At 70.2% G+C, this 24,316-nt stretch carries 22 protein-coding genes; 3 read left to right on the top strand and 19 right to left on the bottom strand.

The features are described 5' to 3' along the window. Window positions 1-10 precede the first annotated feature (10 nt). Window positions 11-1,135, top strand: a complete 1,125-nt coding sequence (locus ACZ6YV_RS15790) for a serine hydrolase domain-containing protein (RefSeq protein WP_465510261.1) — start codon at window positions 11-13, stop codon at window positions 1,133-1,135. Here ACZ6YV_RS15790 and ACZ6YV_RS15785 read toward each other — a convergent pair. The 4 genes from ACZ6YV_RS15785 to ggt form a co-directional block, all read right to left on the bottom strand. After that, window positions 1,132-1,638, bottom strand: a complete 507-nt coding sequence (locus tag ACZ6YV_RS15785) for a flavoprotein (RefSeq protein ID WP_465510260.1) — start codon at window positions 1,636-1,638, stop codon at window positions 1,132-1,134. The two genes, ACZ6YV_RS15790 and ACZ6YV_RS15785, sit on opposite strands and share 4 nt — an antisense overlap. Then, entirely contained in the window at window positions 1,635-3,071 is a 1,437-nt protein-coding gene (locus ACZ6YV_RS15780) for an RsmB/NOP family class I SAM-dependent RNA methyltransferase (RefSeq protein WP_465510259.1), read from the bottom strand. The genes ACZ6YV_RS15785 and ACZ6YV_RS15780 overlap by 4 nt, the downstream gene beginning before the upstream one ends. After that, entirely contained in the window at window positions 3,068-3,994 is a 927-nt protein-coding gene (fmt, locus tag ACZ6YV_RS15775) for a methionyl-tRNA formyltransferase (RefSeq protein WP_465510258.1), read from the bottom strand. Before fmt ends, ACZ6YV_RS15780 begins: the two co-directional genes overlap by 4 nt. 243 nt (window positions 3,995-4,237) lie before the next feature. After that, complete coding sequence (gene ggt, locus ACZ6YV_RS15770) at window positions 4,238-6,046, bottom strand: gamma-glutamyltransferase (RefSeq protein ID WP_465510257.1); 1,809 nt, start codon at window positions 6,044-6,046, stop codon at window positions 4,238-4,240. A 97-nt stretch (window positions 6,047-6,143) separates the two neighbouring features. On the opposite strand from ggt, the gene ACZ6YV_RS15765 reads away from it, so the two are divergent. Continuing rightward, entirely contained in the window at window positions 6,144-7,526 is a 1,383-nt protein-coding gene (locus ACZ6YV_RS15765; RefSeq protein WP_465510256.1) for a pyroglutamyl-peptidase I, read from the top strand. A gap of 73 nt (window positions 7,527-7,599) precedes the next feature. Here the strand turns inward: ACZ6YV_RS15765 and ACZ6YV_RS15760 are convergent, their stop codons facing one another. The 13 genes from ACZ6YV_RS15760 to pyrR all read right to left on the bottom strand — a co-directional run bounded on the left by ACZ6YV_RS15760 (window position 7,600) and on the right by pyrR (window position 22,299). Continuing rightward, complete coding sequence (locus ACZ6YV_RS15760) at window positions 7,600-9,696, bottom strand: primosomal protein N' (protein WP_465510255.1); 2,097 nt, start codon at window positions 9,694-9,696, stop codon at window positions 7,600-7,602. Between the two features lie 122 nt (window positions 9,697-9,818). Then, window positions 9,819-11,021 (bottom strand): methionine adenosyltransferase, encoded by a 1,203-nt coding sequence (gene metK / locus ACZ6YV_RS15755; protein ID WP_181772746.1) that lies wholly within the window; start codon window positions 11,019-11,021, stop codon window positions 9,819-9,821. 96 nt (window positions 11,022-11,117) lie between these two features. After that, window positions 11,118-12,338 carry a bifunctional phosphopantothenoylcysteine decarboxylase/phosphopantothenate--cysteine ligase CoaBC gene (gene coaBC, locus ACZ6YV_RS15750; RefSeq protein ID WP_465510254.1) on the bottom strand — a complete coding sequence of 407 codons (1,221 nt, stop codon included), beginning with the start codon at window positions 12,336-12,338 and terminating at the stop codon, window positions 11,118-11,120. Continuing rightward, entirely contained in the window at window positions 12,331-12,597 is a 267-nt protein-coding gene (gene rpoZ, locus ACZ6YV_RS15745; RefSeq protein WP_364025271.1) for a DNA-directed RNA polymerase subunit omega, read from the bottom strand. Before rpoZ ends, coaBC begins: the two co-directional genes overlap by 8 nt. A 5-nt stretch (window positions 12,598-12,602) precedes the next feature. Further along, window positions 12,603-13,259, bottom strand: coding sequence for a guanylate kinase (gene gmk / locus ACZ6YV_RS15740; protein WP_378237796.1), 657 nt, complete (start codon window positions 13,257-13,259; stop codon window positions 12,603-12,605). Continuing rightward, window positions 13,256-13,573 (bottom strand): integration host factor, actinobacterial type, encoded by a 318-nt coding sequence (mihF, locus tag ACZ6YV_RS15735; protein ID WP_003096398.1) that lies wholly within the window; start codon window positions 13,571-13,573, stop codon window positions 13,256-13,258. The genes gmk and mihF overlap by 4 nt, the downstream gene beginning before the upstream one ends. A gap of 107 nt (window positions 13,574-13,680) precedes the next feature. Continuing rightward, window positions 13,681-14,520, bottom strand: coding sequence for an orotidine-5'-phosphate decarboxylase (gene pyrF, locus ACZ6YV_RS15730; RefSeq protein WP_465510253.1), 840 nt, complete (start codon window positions 14,518-14,520; stop codon window positions 13,681-13,683). Then, a complete protein-coding gene (gene carB / locus ACZ6YV_RS15725; RefSeq protein ID WP_465510252.1) occupies window positions 14,517-17,831 on the bottom strand; it encodes a carbamoyl-phosphate synthase large subunit in 3,315 nt (1,104 codons plus the stop codon). The genes pyrF and carB overlap by 4 nt, the downstream gene beginning before the upstream one ends. Next, a complete protein-coding gene (carA, locus tag ACZ6YV_RS15720; protein WP_465510251.1) occupies window positions 17,831-18,964 on the bottom strand; it encodes a glutamine-hydrolyzing carbamoyl-phosphate synthase small subunit in 1,134 nt (377 codons plus the stop codon). Before carA ends, carB begins: the two co-directional genes overlap by 1 nt. Next, a complete protein-coding gene (locus tag ACZ6YV_RS15715; protein ID WP_465510250.1) occupies window positions 18,964-19,473 on the bottom strand; it encodes a PH-like domain-containing protein in 510 nt (169 codons plus the stop codon). The genes carA and ACZ6YV_RS15715 overlap by 1 nt, the downstream gene beginning before the upstream one ends. Continuing rightward, on the bottom strand, window positions 19,470-20,762 hold the full coding sequence (locus tag ACZ6YV_RS15710) for a dihydroorotase (RefSeq protein ID WP_465510249.1): 1,293 nt from the start codon (window positions 20,760-20,762) through the stop codon (window positions 19,470-19,472). Before ACZ6YV_RS15710 ends, ACZ6YV_RS15715 begins: the two co-directional genes overlap by 4 nt. After that, a complete protein-coding gene (locus ACZ6YV_RS15705; RefSeq protein ID WP_034311667.1) occupies window positions 20,759-21,691 on the bottom strand; it encodes an aspartate carbamoyltransferase catalytic subunit in 933 nt (310 codons plus the stop codon). The genes ACZ6YV_RS15710 and ACZ6YV_RS15705 overlap by 4 nt, the downstream gene beginning before the upstream one ends. After that, complete coding sequence (gene pyrR, locus ACZ6YV_RS15700) at window positions 21,688-22,299, bottom strand: bifunctional pyr operon transcriptional regulator/uracil phosphoribosyltransferase PyrR (protein WP_378237787.1); 612 nt, start codon at window positions 22,297-22,299, stop codon at window positions 21,688-21,690. The genes ACZ6YV_RS15705 and pyrR overlap by 4 nt, the downstream gene beginning before the upstream one ends. A gap of 260 nt (window positions 22,300-22,559) precedes the next feature. Here pyrR and bldD point away from each other — a divergent pair, with 260 nt between their 5' ends. After that, window positions 22,560-23,048, top strand: a complete 489-nt coding sequence (gene bldD, locus ACZ6YV_RS15695) for a transcriptional regulator BldD (RefSeq protein WP_003096372.1) — start codon at window positions 22,560-22,562, stop codon at window positions 23,046-23,048. Between the two features lie 211 nt (window positions 23,049-23,259). Here the strand turns inward: bldD and nusB are convergent, their stop codons facing one another. Together nusB and efp are read right to left on the bottom strand one after the other, a co-directional pair. Beyond that, the gene (gene nusB, locus ACZ6YV_RS15690) at window positions 23,260-23,724 is read right to left on the bottom strand and encodes a transcription antitermination factor NusB (protein WP_378237786.1); all 465 of its coding nucleotides are present in this window, start codon (window positions 23,722-23,724) and stop codon (window positions 23,260-23,262) included. Then, window positions 23,724-24,287: an elongation factor P gene (gene efp, locus ACZ6YV_RS15685; RefSeq protein ID WP_378237784.1), complete on the bottom strand. Its 564-nt coding sequence runs from the start codon at window positions 24,285-24,287 to the stop codon at window positions 23,724-23,726. The genes nusB and efp overlap by 1 nt, the downstream gene beginning before the upstream one ends. Between the last annotated feature and the right edge of the window lie 29 nt (window positions 24,288-24,316).

The following is a 24,316-nucleotide window of genomic DNA, read 5'->3' as shown; positions in this document are numbered from 1 at the left end:
CTTGGGATGCATGCGAAAAACCTTGCCAGGTAAGAAGATTGTCGCAATAAGTTCGCTGATCGCCTTGCTGGCCACCACCACCGCCGCACCGGCGCTTGCCGTGACCAAACCGCACGACGAGGTCGACAAGGCGCTGAAAACGCTGGTACAGGACGGGGCTCCCGGCGCGCAGGCGACGGTGACGAGCGCGTCCGGGCGGACGTGGTCGGAACGCGAGGGCGTCGGGAACGTCAAGACCGGGACGCCGATCCCGCACGGCTCGAAGTTCCGGACGGCCAGCATCACCAAGACCTTCGTCGCCGTCGTGGTGCTGCAACTGGTCGCCGCGGGAAAGGTCCAGCTGGACACGCCGATCGACCGGTATTTGCCGGGTCTCGTACGCGGGAACGACAACGACGGCACCAAGATCACCGTCCGGCAGCTGCTCCAGCACACCAGCGGGCTCTACAACTACGTCCGCGACCTCGACGTCGCCGAGTGGCGGCATCGTGGCGCCGAACCCGAAGAGCTGGTGGCGATCGGCCTCGCCCATCGGCCCGACTTCACTCCCGGCACGAGCTGGGCGTACTCCAACACGAACTACATCATCGCCGGAATGCTCATCGAGAAGCTCACCGGCCAGTCCGTCTCCACCGAGATCCGGAACAGGATCGCCAAGCCGCTCGGCCTGCGTAACACCTATCTACCGCTGCGCGGCGACGAAAGGCTGCCGTCACCACACCCCCGGGGATACGCACCGGGCGAGGACGGGCTCGTCGACTTCACCGAACTCGACCCGTCGATCGCCTGGGCCTCCGGTGGGCTCATTTCGACCGGAGAGGAGCTGAACCGCTTCTACGGGGCTCTCGTCGAAGGCCGTCTCCTGCTTCCGCCGGAACTGGCGGAGATGCAGCGGACCATTCCGGTACCCCTTGGCCCGCCCGGCGCGGAGTACGGGCTCGGCCTCGCGTCCGTCAAGTTGACCTGCGGTGGCAAATTCTGGGGGCACACCGGAAGCCTCCGTGGCTTCACGAACATGTCCGGCGCCGTCCCGTACGGCAAGCGGGTGAACGTCATGGCGAACCAGGACCCGTTGCCGGCGAAGGCTTCGAAGTCCCTCCTGACCGCCGTCGACACGGCGTTCTGCGCCCGCTAAGGCTTCGGGAGCAAGTCCAGCACGGAGGTCCAGGGCGCGTCCGGAGTGAGCCGTGTGGTGGTGACGCCCGCCGATTCGAGGGTGTCGAGATGCCGCCGCCACGCCGGATGGTGCACCCGCGTGTCCTGGATCTGGTAGCCGAGAGCGATCGTGATCCCCGGCGTGCCGAGGACGTCGCCGAGCAGGGTCAGCGCCTGGTTGTCGGCGATGCCCAGAGCCAGTTTCGCCACGGAATTCGCCGACGCGGGCGCGAACAGGAACACCGAGGGATCCGGATGCGGCCGGGGTTCGCCCGGCAGCCGGGAGGTGCTGCGGACCGGCAGCCCGGTGCACGCTTCGAGGTCACCGAGCCCGCCGGTCTTCTCCAGCCAGCGGGCCGCGGTGGGGGTCAGCGTGATCGCGAGCTCCCAGCCGCGGTCCGCGGCCGGTTTCGCCAGCTGCGCGGCGAACCGGGTGTCCAGTCCGCCGCACGAGCTCGCGACCAGGCCGAGGATCCTGCTCACCCGGCGGTTTCCGGCTTCCGCAGGACGGCGCAGAACATCGCGTCGGTGCCGTGGCGGTGCGGCCACAGCTGGACGTACGGGCCGTTGCCGAGCTGCGGGACGTCCGGGAAGAACGGCCGCGCGTCGACGATCTCGGCACCGGCGCGGCGCGCGGTCTCCCCCACGACGCCTTCGGTCTCGGCCAGATGCGGCGAGCAGACGACATAGGTGACCACACCGCCGGGGCGGACCAGGTCCAGCGCCGCGGTGATCAGCTGGCCCTGCAGTTTCGTCAGGTCCGAGATGTCGCTGGGCTGACGGCGCCAGCGCGCCTCGGGGCGGCGGCGCAGCGAGCCGAGACCGCTGCACGGCGCGTCGACCAGGACCCGGTCGTAGCCCGGTTCGAGGTCGGTCTCGCGGCCGTCGGCGACGTGGATGGTCACCGGAAGCCCCTGGACGGCGTTCTCGATCAGCTTCGCGCGGTGCGGCGCCTTCTCGACGGCGTCCACGGTCGCGCCGCTGATCGACGCCAGCGCGCCCAGCAGCGCGGCCTTGCCGCCCGGGCCGGCGCACAGGTCCAGCCAGCGCTCGTCGGAGCCGGTGAGCGGGACCTTCGTGACGGCGACGGCGCACAGCTGGCTGCCCTCGTCCTGGACCGCGGCCAGCTTTTCCTTGATCGGCTCGATGTCGCCGGGGTCACCGGAGCCCGAGGGCATCCGGACGCCGTACGGCGAGTACGGGGCGACGTCGCCACCGGTGATGGCGGCCAGCTCGTCGGCGCTGATCTCGCCGGGCCGGGCGACCAGGTGCACGTCGGGACGGTCGTCGTCGGCCTCCAGGGCCGCCTTCAGCTCGGCTCCCTTGTCTCCCAGCGCTTCCGCGAACGAACGCGCGACCCAGCGCGGGTGCGCCGTCCGCAGCGCGTAGGCGCCGATCGGGTCGGCGGCCTCGTCCGGGGCCAGCTCGTTCAGCCAGGTGTCTTCGTCCTTTTCGGACACCGAGCGCAGCACGGCGTTCACGAAACCCGCGATCCAGGAACCGACTTCGGCGCGGACGAGGTCCACAGTGGCCCCGACGGCGGCGTGCTGGGGGATGCGGGTGCGCAGCAGCTGGTACGCGCCGAGACGGAGGCCGTCCAGCACGATGGCGTCGACCTTCTCCAGCGGGCGGTCCAGGCAGGCAGCGATGACGGCGTCCAGCATGCCGACCGCGCGGCAGGTCCCGTAGGTCAGTTCGGTGGCCAGCGCCGCGTCACGACCGGAGATCCGGCGGTTGCGCAGCAGTTGCGGCAGCACCAGGTTCGCGTACGCGTCATCTTCCCGGACCGCGCGCAGGACGTCGAAGGCGACCTGCCGGGCCGGGTCGATCTGCGGCGGGCGGCTGGGCCCTTCCTTGCGCGGGCCCGGACGGCCTCGCTCCGGCCTCGACGGCCGGCGTTCCCTACGCTCGTTCACTGCAGGCGCTCCCCTTGTTCGATCCTCGTACCGCGCGCCCAGTCGGTGGCCGCCATCCGCTTCTTCCCCTGCGCCTGCACTTCGCCCAGCCGCACCGGTTTCGACGCCGTGCCGACCAGGACCCGCTTGCGTTCCACGACCAGTTCGCCGGGCGGGGGGCCCGGCTCGTCGACGACCGTCACCGAGCCGAGCTTCAGCCGCTCGCCCCGGAACTCCGCCCACGCGCCCGGTTCCGGGCTGACCGCGCGGATCAGCCTGTCGACCGCGGCGGCCGGGTCGGCGAACGACACCCGCGCGTCCTCGACGGTCACCTTGGGCGCGTAGCTCACGCCGTCGCCGGTCTGCTCGACCGCGCGCAGCGTGCCGTCGGCGATCCCGTCCATCGTGGACACGAGCAGCTTCGCCCCGGACTCCGAGAGCCTGCCGAGCAGTTCCCCGGCGGTGTCGCTGTCGGCGATCTGCTCGGTGATCACGCCGTAGACCGGGCCCGCGTCGAGTTCCTTGACGATCCGGAACGTCGAGGCGCCGGTGATCTCGTCACCGGCGCGGATCGCGGCCTGGACCGGCGCGGCGCCACGCCACGCGGGTAGCAGCGAGAAGTGCAGGTTGACCCAGCCGTGGACCGGGATGTCCAAGGCGGCCTGGGGCAGCAACGCCCCGTACGCGACCACCGGGCACGCGTCCGGGGCGATCTCCGCGAGCCGGGCGAGGAACGCGGGGTCGCTCGCCTTCGGCGGGGTCAGCACCTCGATCCCGTGCTCGTCGGCCAGCGCGCCGATCGGGGACCGGACGACCCGGCGGCCGCGGCCTGCCTGCGCGTCCGGGCGGGTCACGACGGCGACGACCTCGTGCTGCTCGGACGCGAGGAGCGCGCGCAGAGACGGGACGGCCGGTTCGGGGGTGCCGGCGAAGACAAGGCGCATCAACGCACCTCCACCGAGGGGACGGGTACCTCTGACTGGGCGAACATCGCCGGTCAGTCTATGTCGCGCGCTGACGGAAACATTTCGCAGGGCGCGGCATCGCTGTCACGTCACGTGGGCGAAGAGGGCGCCCTGCAAAATGTTTCCGTGGCCTCCGGCCGAAAGAGGCGCGCGACGGTGAAGTCTTCTGCCGCGCTGACGCGCTCCCAGGAGACGTACTGCCGGTCACCTTCGGGTCGGTCCCTATCGGTGCGGCCAGGGCAGGACGACGGCTGCGGAGCCGCCACCACGGCGCGTGGGTTCGGCCGCGGCGAGCCACCGGCCGTCGCGCAGCCGTTCGACACCGGTCGCGGCTCCGATCTCGGCGGGCGCCGTCGAGAAGCCCTGCTGCTTGGCCTTCAGGATCGCGAGGACGTCGGTCTGGTCGAGGAACGCCTGCTCGACCTGCGCGGCCGCCGAGTTGCGCTGCGAGGCGCGCGGTTCGGCGATCGCGTCGACCAGCTTCAGGCCGCGGTCGATGCGGCCGGTGAGGACCTGCAGCACCGTGGTGATGATCGACGCGCCACCCGGCGAACCGACCGCGAGGAACGGCTTGCCGTGATCGAGCACGATGGTCGGCGCCATCGACGAACGCGGCCGCTTGGCCGGGCCCGGCAGGTTCGGGTCGGGCACGCCCGGCGTCACCGGGGTGAAGGAGAAGTCGGTGAGTTCGTTGTTGAGCAGGAACCCGCGGCCCGGCACGACGATGCCGCTCCCGCCCTCCTGCTCGATGGTCAGCGTGTAGGCGACGACGTTGCCCCACCTGTCGGCGACCGTGAGGTGCGTGGTGTTCTCGCCCTCGTACGGCGTCGGCGCGGCGTTCGTCCCCGCCACGCACGGCGCCGGCTTACGCGGGTCCGCAGGCGCGACCGGGCTCGTCCCGGCCTTCGCGGGGTCGATCAGGCACGCGCGGCTGTCGGCGAACTTCTGGCTGATCAGTTCCTTCGCCGGAACGTCGACGAAGGCCGGGTCGCCGATCCACCGGTTGCGGTCGGCGAAGGCGTACCGGGTCGACTCCAGGAAGTAGTGCAGGTAGTCGGCCTTCTCCAGCTTGGAGAGCTTCGTGTTCTCGAGGATGTTCAGCGCCTCGCCGACGGTCAGCCCGCCGGACGACGGCGCGGGCATGCCGTAGACGTCGAGACCGCGGTACTCGGTCTTGGTCGGCTTCCGCTCGACGACGCGGTACTTGGCGAGGTCGGCCGCGCTCAGGTCGCCAGGGCGGACGTTCAGCGTCGACGCGGGGTCGACCGGCGGTTTCCGGACCGTGTCGACGACCTCCTTGCCGATCGGGCCGCGGTAGAGGACGTCGGTGCCCTTCGCGGCGAGTTGCGCGTACGTCCCGGCGAGGTCCGGGTTCTTGAACGTCGTGCCGACCGCGGGCGGCGCCCCGCCGGGCAGGTACAGCGAGCGGGTCGACGGGAACGCCGAGAAGCGGGCGGCGTTGTTCGAGATCTGGGTGTTGAAGGTCTGGTCGACGGTGAAACCCTTGCGGGCGAGGTCTTCGGCGGGCTTGACCGCCTTCGCCAGCGACTTGGTCCCCCACTTGCGCAGGGCTTCCTGCCAGGTGGCGGGCGTGCCGGGCACGCCGACGCTCAGTCCGCTGGTGACGGCCTCGGCGAACGGGATCGCCTTGCCGTTCTCGACGAAGAGGTTCTCGTCCGCCGTCGACGGCGCGGTCTCGCGGCCGTCGAGCGTGTGCACCTCGCCGGTGCGCGCGTCGTAGTAGACGAAGAAGCCGCCACCGCCGACCCCGGCGGAGAACGGGTCGGTGACACCCAGCGCGGCGGCCGTCGCGACGGCGGCGTCGACGGCGTTACCGCCCTCACGCAGGATCTTCGTGCCGATCGCGGTCGCGTCGGAGTCGATGCTCGACACCGCGCCCAGATAGCCGACGGCGACCGGGGACTTGGGCGGTGGTGCCGCCGCCGCGGCGCCCGGAGCGGCGGTGGCGACCAGTGCGGCGATCGCGGTGACTGCGGTGATGCGTCCCGGAGTGCTTCTGTGCGCGGCCATGGCGCGAGTCTGCCCCGCCTGTCCACCCCGGACAAGACCCGTCCAGACCTGCGTTCGTCGGTGGTGCGGCCCGGCCGGGATGAGCAGAATGCGGTCCATGAAGACTCCCGGCAGGCGGTGGGGCGCGCTCCTCCCGCTGCTCATCGCTCTCCCCGTCCTCGCGGTCCCCGGCGTCGCGCAAGCCGAAGGCGCGCGTGGCTGCTTCGACGACTCGGCGGCGATCACCGTCGAGGAGAAGCGGCTCGCCGCGACGATGCCGTCGGGCGGCCCCGCGGTCGGTCCGGAACTGGTCCGGCTCGCCGGATTCGACAAGCTCGTCTCCGACTTCACGACGCGGCTCTGCGCGACGAAGACCGCTTTGCGCGCCGGGAAGCTCGCCGAGACCGCCGGTGACGGGCTCTGGCGGACCGCGGTCGACCGCGCGCAGGGCCGCCGTCCCGACCTCGGCAGCATCGACAAGGCCGACGACCGGCCGCTCTACTGGGCGCGGCTGCAGATGAGCAAGGCGCTGCGCCAGTGGACGCCGCGCTTCCCGCTGTCCGCACCCGCCCGCGCCGACCTGCTGAAGACGTTCGACGTCGGCGCGCGCGGCCTCGACGACTCCCGCTTCCCGTCCGGCCCGAAGCTGCGCCGGGTGCTGGTGAGCGGGTTCGACCCGTTCACCCTCAACGGCGCGGGCGTCCGCATCGCGAACCCGTCGGGCGCGGCCGCGCTGCACCTGGACGGCAAGGTCGTCCAGACCCCGACCGGGCCCGCGCAGGTGCAGGCCGTGTCGTTCCCGGTGGTGTGGAGCTACTTCGACGCGGGCATCGTCGAGGCGGCCTACGGCCAGGCGTTCAAGGACCGCTTCCGGCAGCCGGAGCTGATCATGACGATCAGCCAGGGCCGTCCCGGCCGGTTCGACATCGAGCGATGGGCCGGTGCCTGGCGCGGCGGTTCGCCGGACAACCTCGACGAGGCCGTGAAGGGTCAGGTCCCGCCCGCCAAGGGCTGGCCGCAGCCTGCCGACCAGTTCATCGAAACCACGCTGCCGTACGAAAAGATGCTCGCCGCGCCCGCCGGGGCGTACCAGGTGCAGTACAACCAGGCGTTCTGCGTCTGGCCGGACAGCGGCCAGCCCGGGACAGGGACCGCGGTGTGCCGGACGGACGCGCCGAAGCCCGGTGAGATCGCCGCTTCCGGCGGGGGCGGCAACTATCTGAGCAACGAATCGATGTACCGGAGCAACCGGCTGCGGACGGGACTCGGCCTGACCGGGATCGCGGGCGGGCATCTGCACACGCCCGTCCTGGGCACTCCCACCGACCCGGCGGCGCTGACTGACGCCGATTTCGAGGCGCGGCGGGCGGCGATCTCGTCTCAGATCGTCTCGCTGCTCACCGCCGCCCTGGGCGGCTCGGTGCCGACCAAGCCCACTACGCCCGCTCCGGATGCTTCGGCTCGCGCCGACGTCCTCGCCACCCTCGGCACCACCCTCTGACCCCACGCGATTCGTCCTCTGGATGCGGTAGTTCAGCGTCGGACTACCGCATCCAGAGGACGAAACGCGGGCGCTAGATGAGCTCCAGCGGGTCCAGCTGGATCCGGATGGGCTCGGAGGCCTTGCGGGCGTCCCGGCGCCCGGCCGCGGCGTGGATCTCGGCGGCGAGCGCCTTCCCGTCGGGGCGCGCGACCCGCACCAGGGCCCGCTCCCGTTCGGCGTTGCCGTCCTCGTCGACCTCGCCGAGCGGCACCGGGCCCAGCACCTCGCCGGTCTCCGGGAGACCGAGGTCGTCGAGCAGCGCGGCGACCGCGTCCGGGGTGCCTTCGATACTCGCCATCCGCATCGCGGGCGGGAAGCCGAGTTCGCGCCGCTCCGCCAGTTCGAGGCTCGCGTGCCAGCCCGGGTCCCACCGCACCAGCGCCTGCACCACCGCAAGACCCGCTTCCGCGCCGACGAACACGCGTCCGCCTTCGGTCCCCGGCCGCACCAGGGCCGCGGCCGCCATCCAGCGGCGCAGGGTCTCCTCCCCCGCGCGCAGGTCCTGCCGCCCGAGCAGCGCCCAGCCGTCCAGCAGCAGCGCCGCGCCGTAGCCGCTTTCCGCGACCGGCTCGGCTCCCGGCGTGCACACGATCAGCGCCGGTTTTCCGGGCACCGAAGCCAAAACCTCCGTCGCGCCCGAGGTCCGTACCGGGAACCCGGAGAACGCGCGGCCGAGTTCCTCGGCGGTTCGCTTGGAGCCGACGACGACCGCCCGCAGCCGCACGGAACCGCAAGCGGCGCAATGGAAGTTCGTCTCGGGCACGCCACACCACCGGCAGGCGGGCGGCCTCGGCGCGCCGTCGATCAACCCACCCGGCAAGGAAAGCGGGCCCGCGCAGCGACGGCAGTGCGCCGACGTCCGGCAGTTGCCGCAGGCGAGCCCCGGAACGTATCCGCGGCGCGGAACCTGCACCAGGACAGGGAATCCGGCGGCCAGCGACTGTCGCGCCGCCTCGAAAGCGACCGAAGGGAGACGTGCCGCCTTCGCCGCTTCGTCCCGGGCGACGTCGAAGTCCTCTCCCACCGGCGTGACCCGGGGCGCGGCCGCCCGCAGTTCGGGACGCGCCGCCACGAGAGGCTGGGCCCAGCCCGATTCCACCAGGAACTGCGCCTCGGCCGTCCGCGCGAACCCGGCGACGAGCATGGACCCCTTCGCGGCGTGCGCGCGGTCCATCAGCACGTCGCGGACGTGCGGATACGGCGCGTGCTGGTCGAGGTGGACGTCGTCACCGTCGTCCCACACCACGAACAGGCCGGGATCGGCGACCGGCGCGAACATCGCCGCGCGCGTGCCGACGACGACCCGGACAGCGCCGCGCAGCACCGCGAGCCAGCGGCGGTACCGCTCGGCGGGGCCCAGCCCGGCGATCAGCGCGACCACGGAATCGGGGCCCAGCAAGGAAACGCACGCGTCGTGCAGCCGCGTGAGATCACGATGGTCCGGCACGACCATTACGACGCCACGTCCGGTGGAGGCCGCCACCGCGGCGGCTTCGGCCAGGCGACGTGGCCAGTCCTCCCCCGGCAGCGCCTGCCAGACGGCGTTGGCCGGACGTCGTTCCGCGACGGCCTCCAGGAACGCCGGACCGCTCTGGTACTTCTCCCAGGCCGTGGTTTCGGGCGCTTCCGGCGTGGGCGCGGGCTCGGCGGGCGGCTCGCCCTCGGCCTTCGCGTGCCGGGACGGGATCGCGAGCCGCAGGACGTCGCTGAGCGTGCCGCCGTACCGGTCCGCGACCGACCGGCAGAGCGTGTGCAGCGCCGGAGGCAGCACAGGCTCGCTGGAGGTCACCCTGTCGATGTACGCGAGCTTTCCGGCGAATTCCGTGGAGTCGGTGCGCTCGATGAGATACCCGTCCACGAGCTGGCCCGCGAACCGGACGCGCACCCGGCAGCCGGGCACGGCGGTTTCGTGGAGTTTCTCGGGAATCTGATAGTCGAAGGTCCGGTCGAGATGCGTGAGCGGGATGTCCACGACGATCCGCGCGACAGGGTTCTCGGGCGCGGGGTTCTGCGCGCCGCGACGGCTGGCGCTCTTCGCGCGCGAAGGCTTGGCCTTCCGAGCCGGTTCGGCTTTCGGCGAAGGCTCCGGAAGGTCCCACAGCGGGGTCGGTTCGGGACTGCTGCTCACCCGGTGATCTCTACCAGACTCCGTCGCCACTGGCCGTACCGCGTGGCCGGTACATGAAGGCCCCCTTCCTGTACCTAGGCGCAAGGAAGGGGGCCTTCATGTACTTGAGCGGAGCTGGCGAATCAGGCGCCCGCGGCCGACTTCAGGTCCGCGGCCCGCGCCGTGCTCTCCCACGGGAGACCCAGCTCGGGACGGCCGAAGTGGCCGTACGCGGCCGTCGGCGCGTAGATCGGGCGAAGCAGGTCGAGGTCGCGGATGATCGCGGCCGGACGCAGGTCGAAGACCTCCGTGATGGCGGCCTGGATCTTCGACGGGTCGACCGTCTCGGTGCCGAAGGTCTCGACGAAGAGGCCCACCGGGGCCGCCTTGCCGATCGCGTACGCGACCTGGACCTCGGCGCGCGTGGCGAGCCCGGCGGCGATGACGTTCTTCGCCACCCAGCGCATCGCGTACGCGGCCGAGCGGTCCACCTTGGAGGGGTCCTTGCCGGAGAACGCGCCGCCACCGTGACGGGCCATGCCGCCGTAGGTGTCGACGATGATCTTGCGGCCGGTCAGGCCCGCGTCACCCATCGGGCCGCCGATGACGAAGCGGCCGGTCGGGTTGACCAGCAGCCGCACGTTGGAGGTGTCGAGCCCGAGCTCGGCGATCTCCGGCGCGACCACGTGCTCGCGGACGTCGACGCCGAGCATCTGCTCCAGGTCGATGCCGTCCGCATGCTGGGTGGACACGACCACCGTGTCGAGCCGCACCGGCTGATCACCGGCGTACTCGATGGTGACCTGGGTCTTGCCGTCCGGGCGCAGGTACGGCAGCACGCCGTCCTTGCGGACCCGGGTCAGCCGCTGCGAGAGCCGGTGGGCCAGCGCGATCGGCAGCGGCATCAGCTCGGGGGTGTCCGAGCAGGCGTAGCCGAACATCAGGCCCTGGTCGCCGGCGCCCTGGCGGTTGATCTCGTCCTCGTCGGACTCGACGCGCGACTCGTACGCGGTGTCGACGCCCTGCGCGATGTCCGGCGACTGCGAGCCGATCGCGACGTTGACGCCGCACGAGTTCCCGTCGAAGCCCTTGGCCGACGAGTCGTAGCCGATCTTCAGGATCACGTCGCGGACGATCGTCGGGATGTCCGCGTAGGCCTCGGTGGTCACCTCGCCGGCGACGTGCACCTGGCCCGTGGTGATCAGGGTTTCGACCGCCACCCGGCTGCGCGGGTCCTTGGCCAAGAGGCCGTCCAGGATCGAGTCACTGATGGCGTCGCAAATTTTGTCGGGATGACCCTCAGTCACTGACTCCGATGTGAACAGTCTGCTCGTGGACGCGGTCACGGTGGCCGTCACTCCCTCACCTAGACGTCTGATGCCTAGAAAGTTAGGCACCCCTCAGCTTGTACTCAAGCCTACTGACTATCGTTCGAGGAGCTCTCAACGCTTCATCAAGGTCACAACAGCGTCCCACAATGTGGACGCCAGTTCGGCCTTGGCTCCCAGCGGGATCGGGATCTCGGTCCCGTCGGCCCCGAGCAACCAGCCCGAGTTGTCCTCGGTGCCGAACGCCTTCCCCTCCCCGACGGCGTTCACCACCAGCAGGTCCGCTCCCTTGCGCTTGAGTTTGACCCGCGCATGCTCGAGAACGCCACCCTTGTCGTCGCCGGTTTCCGCGGCGAACCCGACGACCACCTGGCCTTCTGTCCGGTTCCGCACCAGTTCGGCCAGGATGTCCGCGTTGCGCGCGAGTTCGACCACGGGGTCCGGCGAATCGTCGGACTTCTTGATCTTGTGATCGGCCCGGTTCGACGGCCGGAAGTCGGCGACGGCGGCGGCCATCACCAGGATGTCGGCGGAAGCGGCTTCGGCGTGCATCGCCTGGCGCATCTCCTCGGCGGTCGACACGTGGACGACCTTCGCGCCCGCGGGCTCCGGCAGCGCGACAGTGTGCGCGGCCACCAAGGTGACCTCCGCGCCGCGCTGGGCGGCGACGCGGGCCAGCGCGTAGCCCTGTTTGCCCGACGAGCGGTTGCCCAGATACCGGACCGGGTCCAGCGGCTCACGGGTGCCGCCCGCGGAAATCGCCACGCGCACGCCTTCGAGGTCGCGCGGGAGGGCGTCCGGCACCGCGAGCAGGAGTCGCGCGAGGTCGACGATCTCGGCGGAATCGGCGAGCCGCCCCTTACCGGTGTCCTTGCCGGTGAGCCTGCCGGCGGCGGGTTCGGCGACGACCAGGCCGCGCGAACGCAGCAGCGCCACGTTGTCGCGGGTGGCCGGGTGCTCCCACATCTCGGTGTGCATCGCCGGGAAGAAGGCCACCGGGCACCGGGCGGTGAGCAGGGTGTTCGTCAGCAGGTCGTCCGCGATGCCGTGCGCGGCCTTGGCGAGCAGGTTCGCCGTGGCGGGCACGACGATCACCAGGTCGGCTTCCTTGCCGACGCGGACGTGCTGGACCTCGGGCACTTCGGTGAAAACGCCGGTGTGCACCGGGTTCCCGGAAAGTGCCTCGAAGGTGGCCGCGCCGACGAAGTTCAGCGCGGCTTCGGTGGGGACCACGCGGACGTCGTGACCGGATTCGGTCAGTCCGCGCAGGACCTCACAGGCCTTGTAGGCGGCGATCCCGCCACCCACGCCTAGAACAACCCGGGGTTTACTCACCCTCGGTGTGCTCGAGCAGGCCACCGTGGATCTCGCGCAGGGCGATGGACAGCGGCTTCTCGCGCGGGCCTGGCTCGACCAGCGGGCCGACGTACTCCAGCAGACCCTCGCCCAGCTGGGCGTAGTAGTCGTTGATCTGGCGAGCACGCTTGGCCGCGTAGATCGCCAGCGCGTACTTCGAGCTGACCTTTTCCAGCAGGTCGTCGATCGGCGGGTTGGTGATGCCTTCGAGCTCTTCGTGAATACCGAGCGTGGACATGGTCGTCACTCGTGGTGCTCCGAATCTTCAAGTGTCAGGTCGCCGATTATCAAGTTTAGCAACTGCTCGGCGGCGTCTCGCACGTCGGCGTTGACGACGCGCTCGTCGAACTCCCCGGCGGCGGCGAGTTCGCGCTCCGCCTCGGCCAGCCTGGCCTTCACCGCGGCCTCGTTCTCGGTGCCGCGGCCGGTCAGCCTGCCGACCAGTTCGTCCCACGACGGCGGCATCAGCATCACCAGCCGGGCCTCCGGCATCGCCTTGCGGACCTGCCGCGCGCCCTGGAGTTCGATCTCCAGGATGGCGTTGCGCCCGGCGGCCAGCGCCCGCTCGACGGGCTCGCGCGGAGTGCCGTAGCAGTTGCCGGTGAACTCGGCGTGTTCCAGCAGTTCGCCGTCGGTGACCATGCGGTCGAACTCGGCGCGGTCGACGAAATGGTAGTGCTCGCCGTCGACCTCACCCGGCCTCGGCTTCCTGGTGGTCACCGAGACGCTGAAATAGATCTCCGGATCCAGCTTGCGCAGCTCCCCCGCCACGCTCGACTTCCCGACCCCGGAAGGCCCTGATACGACCGTGAGCCGGTGCCGGGATTCGACTCCCGCCACCGGCTCACCGCCGCGGTCAGCGCCCGGGTTCGCCGGGTGGTCCTGACCGGTGCCGCTCACTCGCCGCTGAATTCGGCCAGCAGCGCCTTGCGCTGCCGGTCGCCGAGGCCGCGGAGACGACGGCTGGGTGCGATCTCCAGTCGTTCCATGGTCTGCTGGGCGCGGACCTTGCCGACACCCGGAAGAGCCTCGAGCAGAGCCGAGACCTTCATCTTGCCGAGGACTTCGTTCTCCTCGGCCTGCTTCAACACGTCGACCAGAGTGGTACCGCCCCGCTTCAGCCGCTCCTTCAGCTCAGCACGGATGCGGCGGGCGGCGGCGGCCTTCTCCAGCGCCGCAGCGCGCTGTTCCTCTGTCAGCTGGGGAAGTGCCACGTTTTCCTCCGGTAGTTCTCAAATCTGGGTGGGTGTGGCGACGGTACCCACCCGTTACCTCGGCCCACAATGCGGGGGTGGCTGGTCATGACGGATTCCCGGGCCTGCTATTGGCCTTTTTCCAGGGGTCCGAGGGAATCCCGTGTCCTCCGAACGGCCGCACGGAGGGATTCGGGGTCCGGTCCGTGCTTGAGGACGTCGCGGGACGACGCGGGGAGCACACCCGGCAGTCCCGGCCCGAAAAGGGCGCGCAAATCGGCCGGAGTGGCCCCCTGGGCCCCGAAACCGGGCGCCAGGACAGGACCGTTCAGCTTGCTCAGATCGAGTTCTCCCGGCGCGATGGTGGCACCGACGACGACACCGATGTCACCCAGTGGCCCGACACCGGCGTTGTACGCCGCCGCCGTGTCGACGATGTCCTGCGCGACAGTCTTTCCGTTGGGCAGCAAGGCGTTCTGCAATCCCTGCGCCTCCGGGTTGGAGGTGCGCGCGAGGACGAACAGGCCCTTGCCTTGCGCCTGCGCAACCTCGACGGCGAAGTCCAGCGAGCCGAACCCGAGGTAGGGGGACACCGTTATGGCGTCGGCCTCGAGTTCCGCGCCGGGCGGCAGGAAAGCCGCCGTGTACGCCGCCATCGTGGAACCGATGTCGCCGCGCTTGACGTCCAGCAGGACGAGCGCGCCCGCCTCCCGGCACACCTTCATCGTCTTGGCCAGGACAGCGACCCCAGGAGGCCCGTAGGCCTCGAAAAAGGCCGACTGGGGCTTGATGACCGCGACCTCGGGCGCGATCGCCTCGGCGGCGGTGAGGGCGAACTTCTCCAAACCGCCCGCGTCCGCCGGGAGACCCCACGCCTGGAGCAACCCGGGATGGGGGTCGATCCCGGCGCAGAGCGGTCCCTTTTCCGCGACCGCCCGCGCCAGCCTCGCCCCGAACCGCCCGCTCACGCCTTGGCCTTCAGCGCCGCCTGGAGGCTCTGCAGCGATCGGACGCCGATGTCGCCCTTGATGACGGCTTCTATCCCGTGCACGGCCGCCGCGGCGCCCTGCACGGTGGTGATGCAGGGGATGTCCCGCGACACCGCGGCGGTACGGATTTCGTAGCCGTCGATCCGCGGACCGCTGTTGCCGTAAGGAGTGTTGATCACCATCTGCACTTCGCCGCTGAGGATGACATCCACGACGTTCTGTTCGCCTTCGGCCGAACCTTCGTAGTGCTTGCGCACGACGGTGCAGGCGATCCCGTTGCGCCGCAAGACTTCCGCCGTACCCGAGGTGGCGAGGATCTCGAAACCGAGGTCCGCCAGCCGTTTCACCGGGAACACGAGCGAACGCTTGTCGCGGTTGGCGACGGAGACGAAGACCTTGCCCGACGTCGGCAGCGAACCGTAGGCACCCGCCTGTGACTTGGCGAACGCCTTCCCGAAGGAAACGTCGACACCCATGACCTCGCCGGTGGACTTCATCTCCGGGCCGAGCAGCGAGTCGACGCCGTGGCCTTCGGGGGTGCGGAAGCGGTGGAACGGCAGGACCGCCTCCTTGACCGCGACCGGCGAATCGGCGGGCATGTGGCCCCCGTCACCCTCGGCCGGGAGGACGCCGGACGCGCGCAGGTCCTTGATCGACGAGCCGGTCATGATCAGCGCCGCGGCCTTGGCCAGCGGCACCGCGGTCGCCTTCGACACGAACGGCACCGTCCGCGACGCGCGCGGGTTGGCCTCCAGGACGTACAGGACGTCGTCCTTGAGCGCGTACTGGACGTTCAGGAGCCCGCGGACGCCGACGCCGCGCGCGATGGCCTCGGTCGAGCGGCGCACCGTCTCGATGTCGGTCCGGCCCAGCGTGATCGGCGGGAGCGCGCACGAGGAGTCGCCGGAGTGGATCCCGGCCTCCTCGATGTGCTCCATGACGCCGCCGAGGAAGAGGTCTTCGCCGTCGAAGAGCGCGTCGACGTCGATCTCGATGGCGTCGTCGAGGAAGCGGTCGACCAGCACCGGGTGCTCGGGCGTGACCTCGGTGGCGCGGTGGATGTAGCCGGCCAGGGACTCCTCGTCGTAGACGATCTCCATGCCGCGCCCGCCCAGCACGTAGGACGGCCGCACCAGGACCGGGTAGCCGATCTTGTCGGCGATCCGCTTCGCGCCCTCGAACGAGGTCGCCGTGCCGTACTTCGGCGCGGGCAGCCCGGCGTCGGTGAGGACCTCGCCGAACGCGCCGCGGTCCTCGGCGAGGTGGATCGCGTCCGGGGAGGTGCCGATCACCGGGACACCGGCGTCGGCGAGGCGCTTCGCGAGCGAGAGCGGCGTCTGGCCGCCCAGCTGCACGATGACCCCGGCGACGGTGCCCGACTCCTGCTCGGCGTTGACGACCTCCAGCACGTCCTCGAACGAGAGCGGCTCGAAGTAGAGCCTGTCCGAGGTGTCGTAGTCGGTGGAGACGGTCTCGGGGTTGCAGTTGACCATGACGGCCTCGAAACCGGCCTCGCGCAGGGCGATCGCGGCGTGCACGCACGAGTAGTCGAACTCGATGCCCTGCCCGATGCGGTTCGGCCCGGAGCCGAGGATCAGGACCTTCGGCTTCTCGGTCTGCGCGGTGATCTCCGACTGCGCGGCGGGATCGGTCTCGTAGGCCGAGTAGTGGTACGGCGTCTTGGCCGCGAACTCGGCCGCGCAGGTGTCGACGGTCTTGTACACCGGCCGTACGCCGAGACGGCGGCGCAGCGCGCGGACGCCGTCCTCCCCCGCCAGTTCCGGCCGCAGCGAAGCGATCTGGCGGTCGGAGAGGCCGATCCGCTTGGCGCGCCGCAGCAGCGGCTCGTCCAGCACCAGGGCGTCGCGGACCTCGGAGCCGACCTCGCCGATGAGGGCGATCTGGTCGATGAACCACGGGTCGATGCCCGAGGCCTCGTGGATCTGCTCGACGGTGCCACCGAACCGCAGCGCCCGCTCGACCTCGTAGAGCCGGCCGTCGTGCGGCGTGCGCAGGGCGTCCAAAATGGACTCCAGCGTCGCGCCTTCGGGGTCGGGGCGCGTCCAGAAGCCGGTGGCCTTGGTGTCGATGGAGCGCAGCGCCTTGCCGAGGGCTTCGGGGAAGCTGCGGCCGAACGACATCGCCTCGCCGACGCTCTTCATCGTCGTGGTCAGCGTGGGGTCCGCGCCGGGGAACTTCTCGAAGGCGAACCGCGGCACCTTCACCACGACGTAGTCCAGCGTCGGCTCGAAGGCCGCCGGGGTCTCGCCGGTGATGTCGTTGCGGATCTCGTCGAGCGTGTAGCCGATGGCGAGTTTCGCGGCGATCTTGGCGATCGGGAAACCGGTCGCCTTCGACGCCAGCGCGCTCGACCGGGACACGCGCGGGTTCATCTCGATGACGACCATGCGGCCGTCGGCCGGGTTGATCGCGAACTGGATGTTGCAGCCGCCGGTGTCGACGCCGACCGCGCGCAGCACGTCGATGCCGACGTCGCGCATGTGCTGGTACTCGCGGTCGGTCAGGGTCATCGCGGGCGCGACGGTGACCGAGTCGCCGGTGTGCACGCCCATCGCGTCGATGTTCTCGATCGAGCAGACGACCACCACGTTGTCGTGCCGGTCGCGCATGAGCTCGAGTTCGAACTCCTTCCAGCCGAGGACGCTCTCCTCGATGAGCACCTCGGTGACCGGCGACTCGTCGAGGCCGGTGGAGGCGAGCCGCTCCAGTTCCTCGTCGGTGTGCGCCATGCCCGAGCCGAGCCCGCCCATGGTGAACGACGGCCGGATGACGACCGGGAGGCCGACGTCGGCGACGGTCGCGCGGACCTCGTCCATCGTGTTGCAGACGCGGCTACGCGGGGTCTCGGCGCCGATTTCGGCGACGATGTTCTTGAACTTCTGCCGGTCCTCACCGCGCTGGATGGCTTCGACGTCGGCGCCGATCAGCTCGACACCGTACTTCTCCAGGACACCGCGCTCGTGCAGGGCGACGGCGCAGTTCAGCGCCGTCTGGCCGCCGAGGGTCGCGAGGATCGCGTCGGGACGCTCCTCGGCGATGACCTTCTCGACGAATTCCGGCGTGACCGGCTCGATGTAGGTGGCGTCGGCGAACTCGGGGTCGGTCATGATGGTCGCCGGGTTCGAGTTCACCAGCGAGACCCGCAGTCCCTCTTCGCGGAGTACGCGGCAGGCCTGGGTGCCGGAGTAGTCGAACTCCGCCGCCTGGCCGATCACGATCGGCCCGGAGCCGATCACCAGCACGTGCTGGATGTCTGTCCTCTTCGGCATTACTTGGCCTTCTCCATCAAGCTCACGAACTCATCGAACAGGGGGGCCGCGTCATGCGGGCCGGCGGCGGCCTCGGGGTGGTACTGCACCGAGAACGCGGGGACGTCGAACGCGCGGACACCTTCGACGGTGTCGTCGTTCGGGCAGTAGTGCGAGATCTGCGCGGCGCCGAACGGCGTCTCGAACCGCTGACCCGGCTCGCCTTCGAGGGCGAACCCGTGGTTCTGCGCGGTGATCGCGACGCGTTTGGTCGCCACGTCGATCACCGGGATGTTGATCCCGCGGTGGCCGTAGCGCATCTTGTAGGTGCCCAGCCCCAGCGCGCGGCCGAGGATCTGGTTGCCGAAGCAGATGCCGAACAGCGGGATCTCCCGCTGCAGCACCGCTTTCGTCAGCTCCGTCGCGTGCGCGGTGGTCGCCGGGTCGCCGGGACCGTTGGACAGGAACACGCCGTCCGCCTCGACAGCGAGCAGATCGTCCACAGTGGACGACGAGGGCAGCACGTGCACCTCGATGCCGCGGGCGGCCATCATCCGCGGGGTGTTGGACTTGATGCCCAGGTCCAGCGCGGCGACCCGGAACTTCCGCTCGCCCTGCGCTTCGACGACGTACGTCTGCTTGGTGCTGACCTCGCCGGCGAGGTCGGCGCCCTTCATCTGCGGACTGGCCTGCACCTCGGCGAGCATCTGCTCGTCGCTGCCCAGTGCGTCACCCGAGAAGACGCCGGACCGCATGGCGCCCTGTTCGCGCAGGTGCCGGGTCAGCGTGCGGGTGTCCACTTCGGAGATCCCGACGACGCCCTGGCGCTCCAGTTCCTCATCGAGCGTGCGCTTGGCGCGCCAGTTCGACGGGGTGCGCGCGGGGTCGCGGACGACGTAGCCGGAAACCCAGATGCGCGAGGACTCGTCGTCCTCGTCGTTCCAGCCGGTGTTGCCGATCTGCGGCGCGGTCTGGACCACGATCTGCCGGTGGTAGGAGGGGTCGGTCAAGGTCTCCTGGTAGCCGGTCATCCCGGTGCAGAACACCGCCTCACCCAGGCTCCGGCCGCGGGCGCCGTACGCGGAGCCGCGGAACACCCTGCCGTCTTCGAGGACCAGCGCGGCGGGGGTCCTGGTGTTGTTCGCGGTGCTCATCAGGCACCTCCCTTGATGTCGTTGGGAATGTCTTGCAAAGCTTCGATCCACTGTGGATAGTCGTCGACGTCGTCGCCGCGGAATCCGGTGTCCAGTTCGACGTCCCCGGCGAGCCAGGTGATGACCAGCAGGGCGTCGATGCCCATCACCTTCCCGGCCATCCCCTTGTCCTTGCGGACGCCGGTGACCGAGGCGCGCGGGATCCAGAAGTCCGGGGCGCCGCCGCGTTCGATGGCGATGCCGTCTTCGTGCAGCCGCCAGACCGCGCCGGTGCGCAGGCCCGCGCCGCGGGTGACCACGCGCTCCTGCCAGTGCCCCGCCGTCGTCGTGCTGATGTAGACGCCCACCGATTCGATGAGCGCCTCGCCGGGCTCGGCCGGGATCTCGGCGAACGGCGGCACCTGGACGCTCTGCGCCCGCGACTTGCGCCGCCAGCCGCGCCACATCAGGAGGACGCAGACGAGGAAGAAGGCGAAGACCCCCAGGGTCAGCAGAATCCGGTCGCTCATGGTGCGATCTTCCCTTCCCGCGCGGTGATCCGCCCGCGCAGCAACGTCGCCGTCACCACGCCGGGGAGCCGCATTCCTTCGTACGGGGTGTTGCTCGAGATGCTGGCGAGTTCGAAGCCCCGCACGGTCCATTCGGCGTCCGGGTCCACCAGCGTCAGGTTGGCCGGCTCGCCGACCTCGATCGGACGGCCGTGGTCGGACAGGTTCCCGATCTCGGCGGGCCGCTCGCTCATCACCCGCGCGACACCGCGCCAGTCCAGCAGGCCGGTCGAGACCATGGTCTCGACCACGATCGACAGCGCGGTCTGGAGACCGAGCATGCCGGGGCGGGCCGAGTTCCACTCGCAGTCCTTGTCCTGGACGGCGTGCGGCGCGTGGTCGGTGGCGACGCAGTCGATGACGCCCTCGGCCAGCGCGGCGCGCAGCTTCTCGGCGTCGGATCCGGTGCGCAGCGGCGGGTTGACCTTGTTGACCGGGTCGTAGGTCGCGAGCCGCTCGTCGGTCAGCAGCAGATGGTGCGGGGTGACCTCGGCCGAGACCTTGGTACCGCGCTCCTTGGCCCACTTCAGGATGTCGGCGGTGCCCGAGGTGGACACGTGGCAGATGTGCAACCGCGCGTTCGCGTGCCGGGCGAGCAGGCAGTCGCGGGCGACGATCGACTCCTCCGCCGAAGCGGGCCAGCCGGTGTAGCCCAGGCGCGCGGCCTGCTCACCTTCGTGCGCCTGCGCGCCGACGGTCAGCCGCGGCTCCTCGGCGTGCTGGGCGATGACCACGCCGAGCGCCGTCGAGTACTCCAGCGCGCGGCGCATGAGCAGCGGGTCCGCGACGCAGAGGCCGTCGTCGGAGAAGACCTTCACCCGGGCCTCGGACTTCGCCATGGTGCCCAGCTCGGCGAGCCTCTCGCCCTTGAGGCCCACGGTGACCGCGCCGACCGGGTGCACGTCGACCAGCCCGGCCTCCTGGCCGCGCCGCCACACGTGGTCGACGATCACCGCGTTGTCGGCCACCGGATCGGTGTTGGCCATGGCGAACACCGCGGTGTAGCCGCCGAGCGCGGCCGCGGCCGAACCGGTGGCGATGGTCTCGGTGTCCTCGCGGCCGGGCTCGCGCAGGTGGGTGTGCAGGTCGACGAAACCGGGGAGCAGCACCTGGCCGCCCGCGTCGATCACCTCGGCGTCTTCAGGGACGTCCAGGCTTCCGATGTCGGTGATGACCCCGTCCTCGACGAGCACGTCGACCGGGTCGCCCTCTCCGTAGGGTCGGGCGCCCTTGATCAGGACGGTGGTCACGCGGCGGCTCCTTCGCTGGCAAGCAGGTGGTAAAGGACCGCCATGCGCACGTGGACGCCGTTGCGGACCTGTTCGGTGATGGCCGAGGCCGGGGAGTCGGCGACCGCCGAGGCGATCTCCATCCCGCGCAGCATCGGGCCGGGGTGCAGGACGACGGCGTGCTCGGGCAGGAGCTTCATCCGCCGCTCGTTGAGGCCGTAAGCGATCGAGTACTCGCGTGCCGAAGGAAAAAAGCCCCCGTGCATACGTTCCGCCTGGACCCGCAGCATCATGACCGCGTCGAGCGCGGGCAGTTCGGCGTCGAGTTCGTGCGACACCGTGACCGGCAGGCTCTCCACGCCCGCGGGCAGCAGCGTCGGCGGGGCGACGAGCACCACTTCCGCGCCCAGCGAGGAGAGCAGGTGGATGTTCGACCGCGCCACCCGGCTGTGCAGGACGTCGCCGACGATCCCGATCCGGCGTCCCTCGAACGATCCGAGGCGCTCCCGCAGCGTCGCCGCGTCGAGCAGCGCCTGGGTGGGGTGCTCGTGGGTGCCGTCCCCCGCGTTGACGACCGCCGTCCCGGCTTCGGCGAGCCAGCCCGAAAGCCGCTGTGCCGCCCCGGAAGCGGGGTGCCGGATGATCACGCAGTCGGCGCCGGCCGCGGCCAGCGTCAGCGCGGTGTCCCGCAGCGATTCGCCCTTGTTGACCGAGGAACTGGACGCGGAGACGTTGATCACGTCGGCGCTCATCCACTTCCCCGCGATCTCGAACGAGACGCGGGTGCGGGTCGAGTTCTCGTAGAACAACGTGATGACGGTGCGGCCACGCAACGTGGGCAGTTTGCGGACCTCGCGGCCCAGCAGGGTGTGCTTGAGCTCTTCGGCGGTGTCCAGCACGGCTGTCGCGAGCGCCGGGTCGAGCCCGTCGGTGGCGAGCAGGTGCTTCACGATCGGTCTCCTTCTGGTGAAGCGCTGTCCTTCAACGACCGCAGCAGAACCGTGTCCCGTCCGTCCACCTCGGACAGCAGGACCTCGATCCCCTCGGCACGTGAGGTGGGCACGTTCTTGCCCACGTAGTCGGCGCGGATCGGTAGTTCGCGGTGGCCGCGGTCGACCAGCACGGCCAGCTGGACCGCGCGCGGGCGGCCGTGGTCGCGCAGGGCGTCGAGGGCGGCGCGGACGGTGCGGCCGGAGAAAAGCACGTCGTCGACCAGGATCACCACCGCGTCGTCGATACCGGTCGGCGGCAGCTGCGAATGTTCGAGCGCGCGGGGCGGGCGGCGGCGGAGATCATCACGGTAGAGCGTGATGTCCAGCGCGCCGGTCGGCGGACGGATGCCGGAGAACTCGGCGATCTTGTCCGCGAGCCGCAGGGCGAGCGGGGTACCCCGAGTGGGGATGCCCAGCAACACGGGTGGAGTCGAGCCACCGGCACCGAGAGCGGTCTTCTCGATGACCTGGTGAGCCATTCGGGCGATCGTGCGCGCGACATCCCCGGACGAGAGCAGCTCGCGCTCTCCCGCCGGTTCCGCCGCGCCACGCGGGCGTGACGACAAGGCGGACCTCCTTCCCCGCCTCTCTGGACGGGTCCTTAAAGGACGTCGACTTCCTGCGTAGCGAGGAAATCGAGTCGACACTAGCAGGAACGGAGCCTCATTCTTACGGGTGGCGCGCCCCAGGTGACGAAGGCCTCGCGAAAGCACCCGCTTGACCTGGTGACAACTATGCGTAACCATTACTCTGAGTATTCGACTCTAGGAGTCCCCTGGATCGGTCACCCCGACCGGTTGGGGGTGAGGAAACGGAGAACCACCAGATGGGCGATTACGCCAAGGCGCTCGGGGCCAAGCTCCGCGGGATCCGCCAGCAGCAGGGCCTGTCCCTGCACGGGGTCGAGCAGAAGTCCGGAGGCCGCTGGAAGGCCGTCGTCGTCGGTTCGTACGAGCGTGGCGACCGCGCCGTCACCGTGCAGAAGCTCGCCGAGCTCGCCGATTTCTACGGCGTGCCGGTGGTCGAGCTGCTGCCGGAGGGCCGGGTGCCGTCGGGCGCCGAACCCGCCACGAAGATCGTCATCAACCTGGAGCGCCTTCAGCAGCTCCCGGCGGAGAAGGTCGGACCGCTCGCCCGCTACGCGGCCACCATCCAGAGCCAGCGGGGCGACTACAACGGCAAGGTGCTCTCGATCCGCACCGAGGACCTGCGTTCGCTGGCGATCATCTACGACATGACCCCCGGTGAGCTCACCGAGCAGCTGATCGACTGGGGTGTGCTGCCGCCCGAGGCTCGACCGTCCAAAGAGGACTGAATGGTCCATCGCGCAGCCTTGTTTATCGCGCGACCGGAAACACGTCTACGGGCCGTGCCTTGGCAAGGCACGGCCCGTTAACATGAAGGCGGCCCGCAGCCGCGTTTCCGAGGCCTGACGGCCAAAACGCGCGACTTCAAGGGATCAAAAGACCTTGGTCGCCTTAGCCTTGGTCGCCTTGGCGTTGGTCACCTGATCGTGGTCACCCTTGTCACAAGACAGCCCTGAGCCTGTCGGCGATCGTGCCGATGCGGCCGAGCACGCCGTTCACGAACCGCGGCGAGTCGTCGGTCGACAGCTCCTTCGCCAGCCCGACCGCCTCGTCGATGGCGACCGGGTCCGGCACGTCCGTGGCCCACAGCAGCTCGTAGACGCCGACCCGCAGCACCGCGAGGTCCACCGGAGGCATCCGGTCCAGCGTCCAGCCCTGAGCGTGCTCCGAGAGCAGCTCGTCGATCTGGGTCTTGCGCCCGGTGACGCCCTCGACCAGCGAGATCGTGTAGTCGGCGATCGGGTCGACCTCGACGGAACCGACCCTGCCCGCGAGCAGTGTCACCGCGTCGGCACCGCGCTGGGCGGCCTCGTACATCATCTCGACAGCGCGCTTGCGGGCCTGACGACGGCTGATCGGCCCGCCGCGGTTCGGGGACTTGCCGGCTTTGCCTGAGTCAGCCATCAGTTGGAGACGCGGCCCAGGTAGCGGCCGTCACGGGTGTCGACCTTGATCTTCTCGCCGGTGGTGAGGAACAGCGGCACCTGGATCTCGGCGCCGGTCTCCAGGGTGGCCGGCTTGGTGCCACCGGTGGAGCGGTCGCCCTGCAGGCCGGGATCGGTGTGCTGGACGAGCAGCTCGACCGAGGTCGGCAGCTCGATGTACAGCGGGACGCCCTCGTGCACCGCGACCTGGACCTCGAAGTTCTCGAGCAGGTAGTTCGCGTTGTCGCTGACGGTCTCGGCCAGCACGGTGATCTGGTCGTAGGTCTCCGAGTCCATGAACACGAAGTCCGTGCCGTCCTTGTACAGGTACGTCATGTTGCGGCGGTCGACGGTGGCCGTATCGACCTTCGTTCCCGCGTTGAAGGTCTTGTCGACGACCTTGCCGGTCAGCACGTGCTTGAGCGTGGTGCGGACGAACGCACCGCCCTTGCCCGGCTTGACGTGCTGGAACGCGGTGACGGTCCAGAGCTGGCCGTCGAGGTTGAGGACGAGCCCGTTCTTCAGGTCGTTGGTGGTGGCCACGAGTGTGCAGTCTCCTGTGTCGATCTTCC

This window comes from Amycolatopsis sp. NPDC102522 (assembly GCF_055584485.1).
The sequence above is the reverse complement of the archived record's forward strand: the minus strand, read 5'-3'. Positions and strand labels throughout refer to the sequence as shown.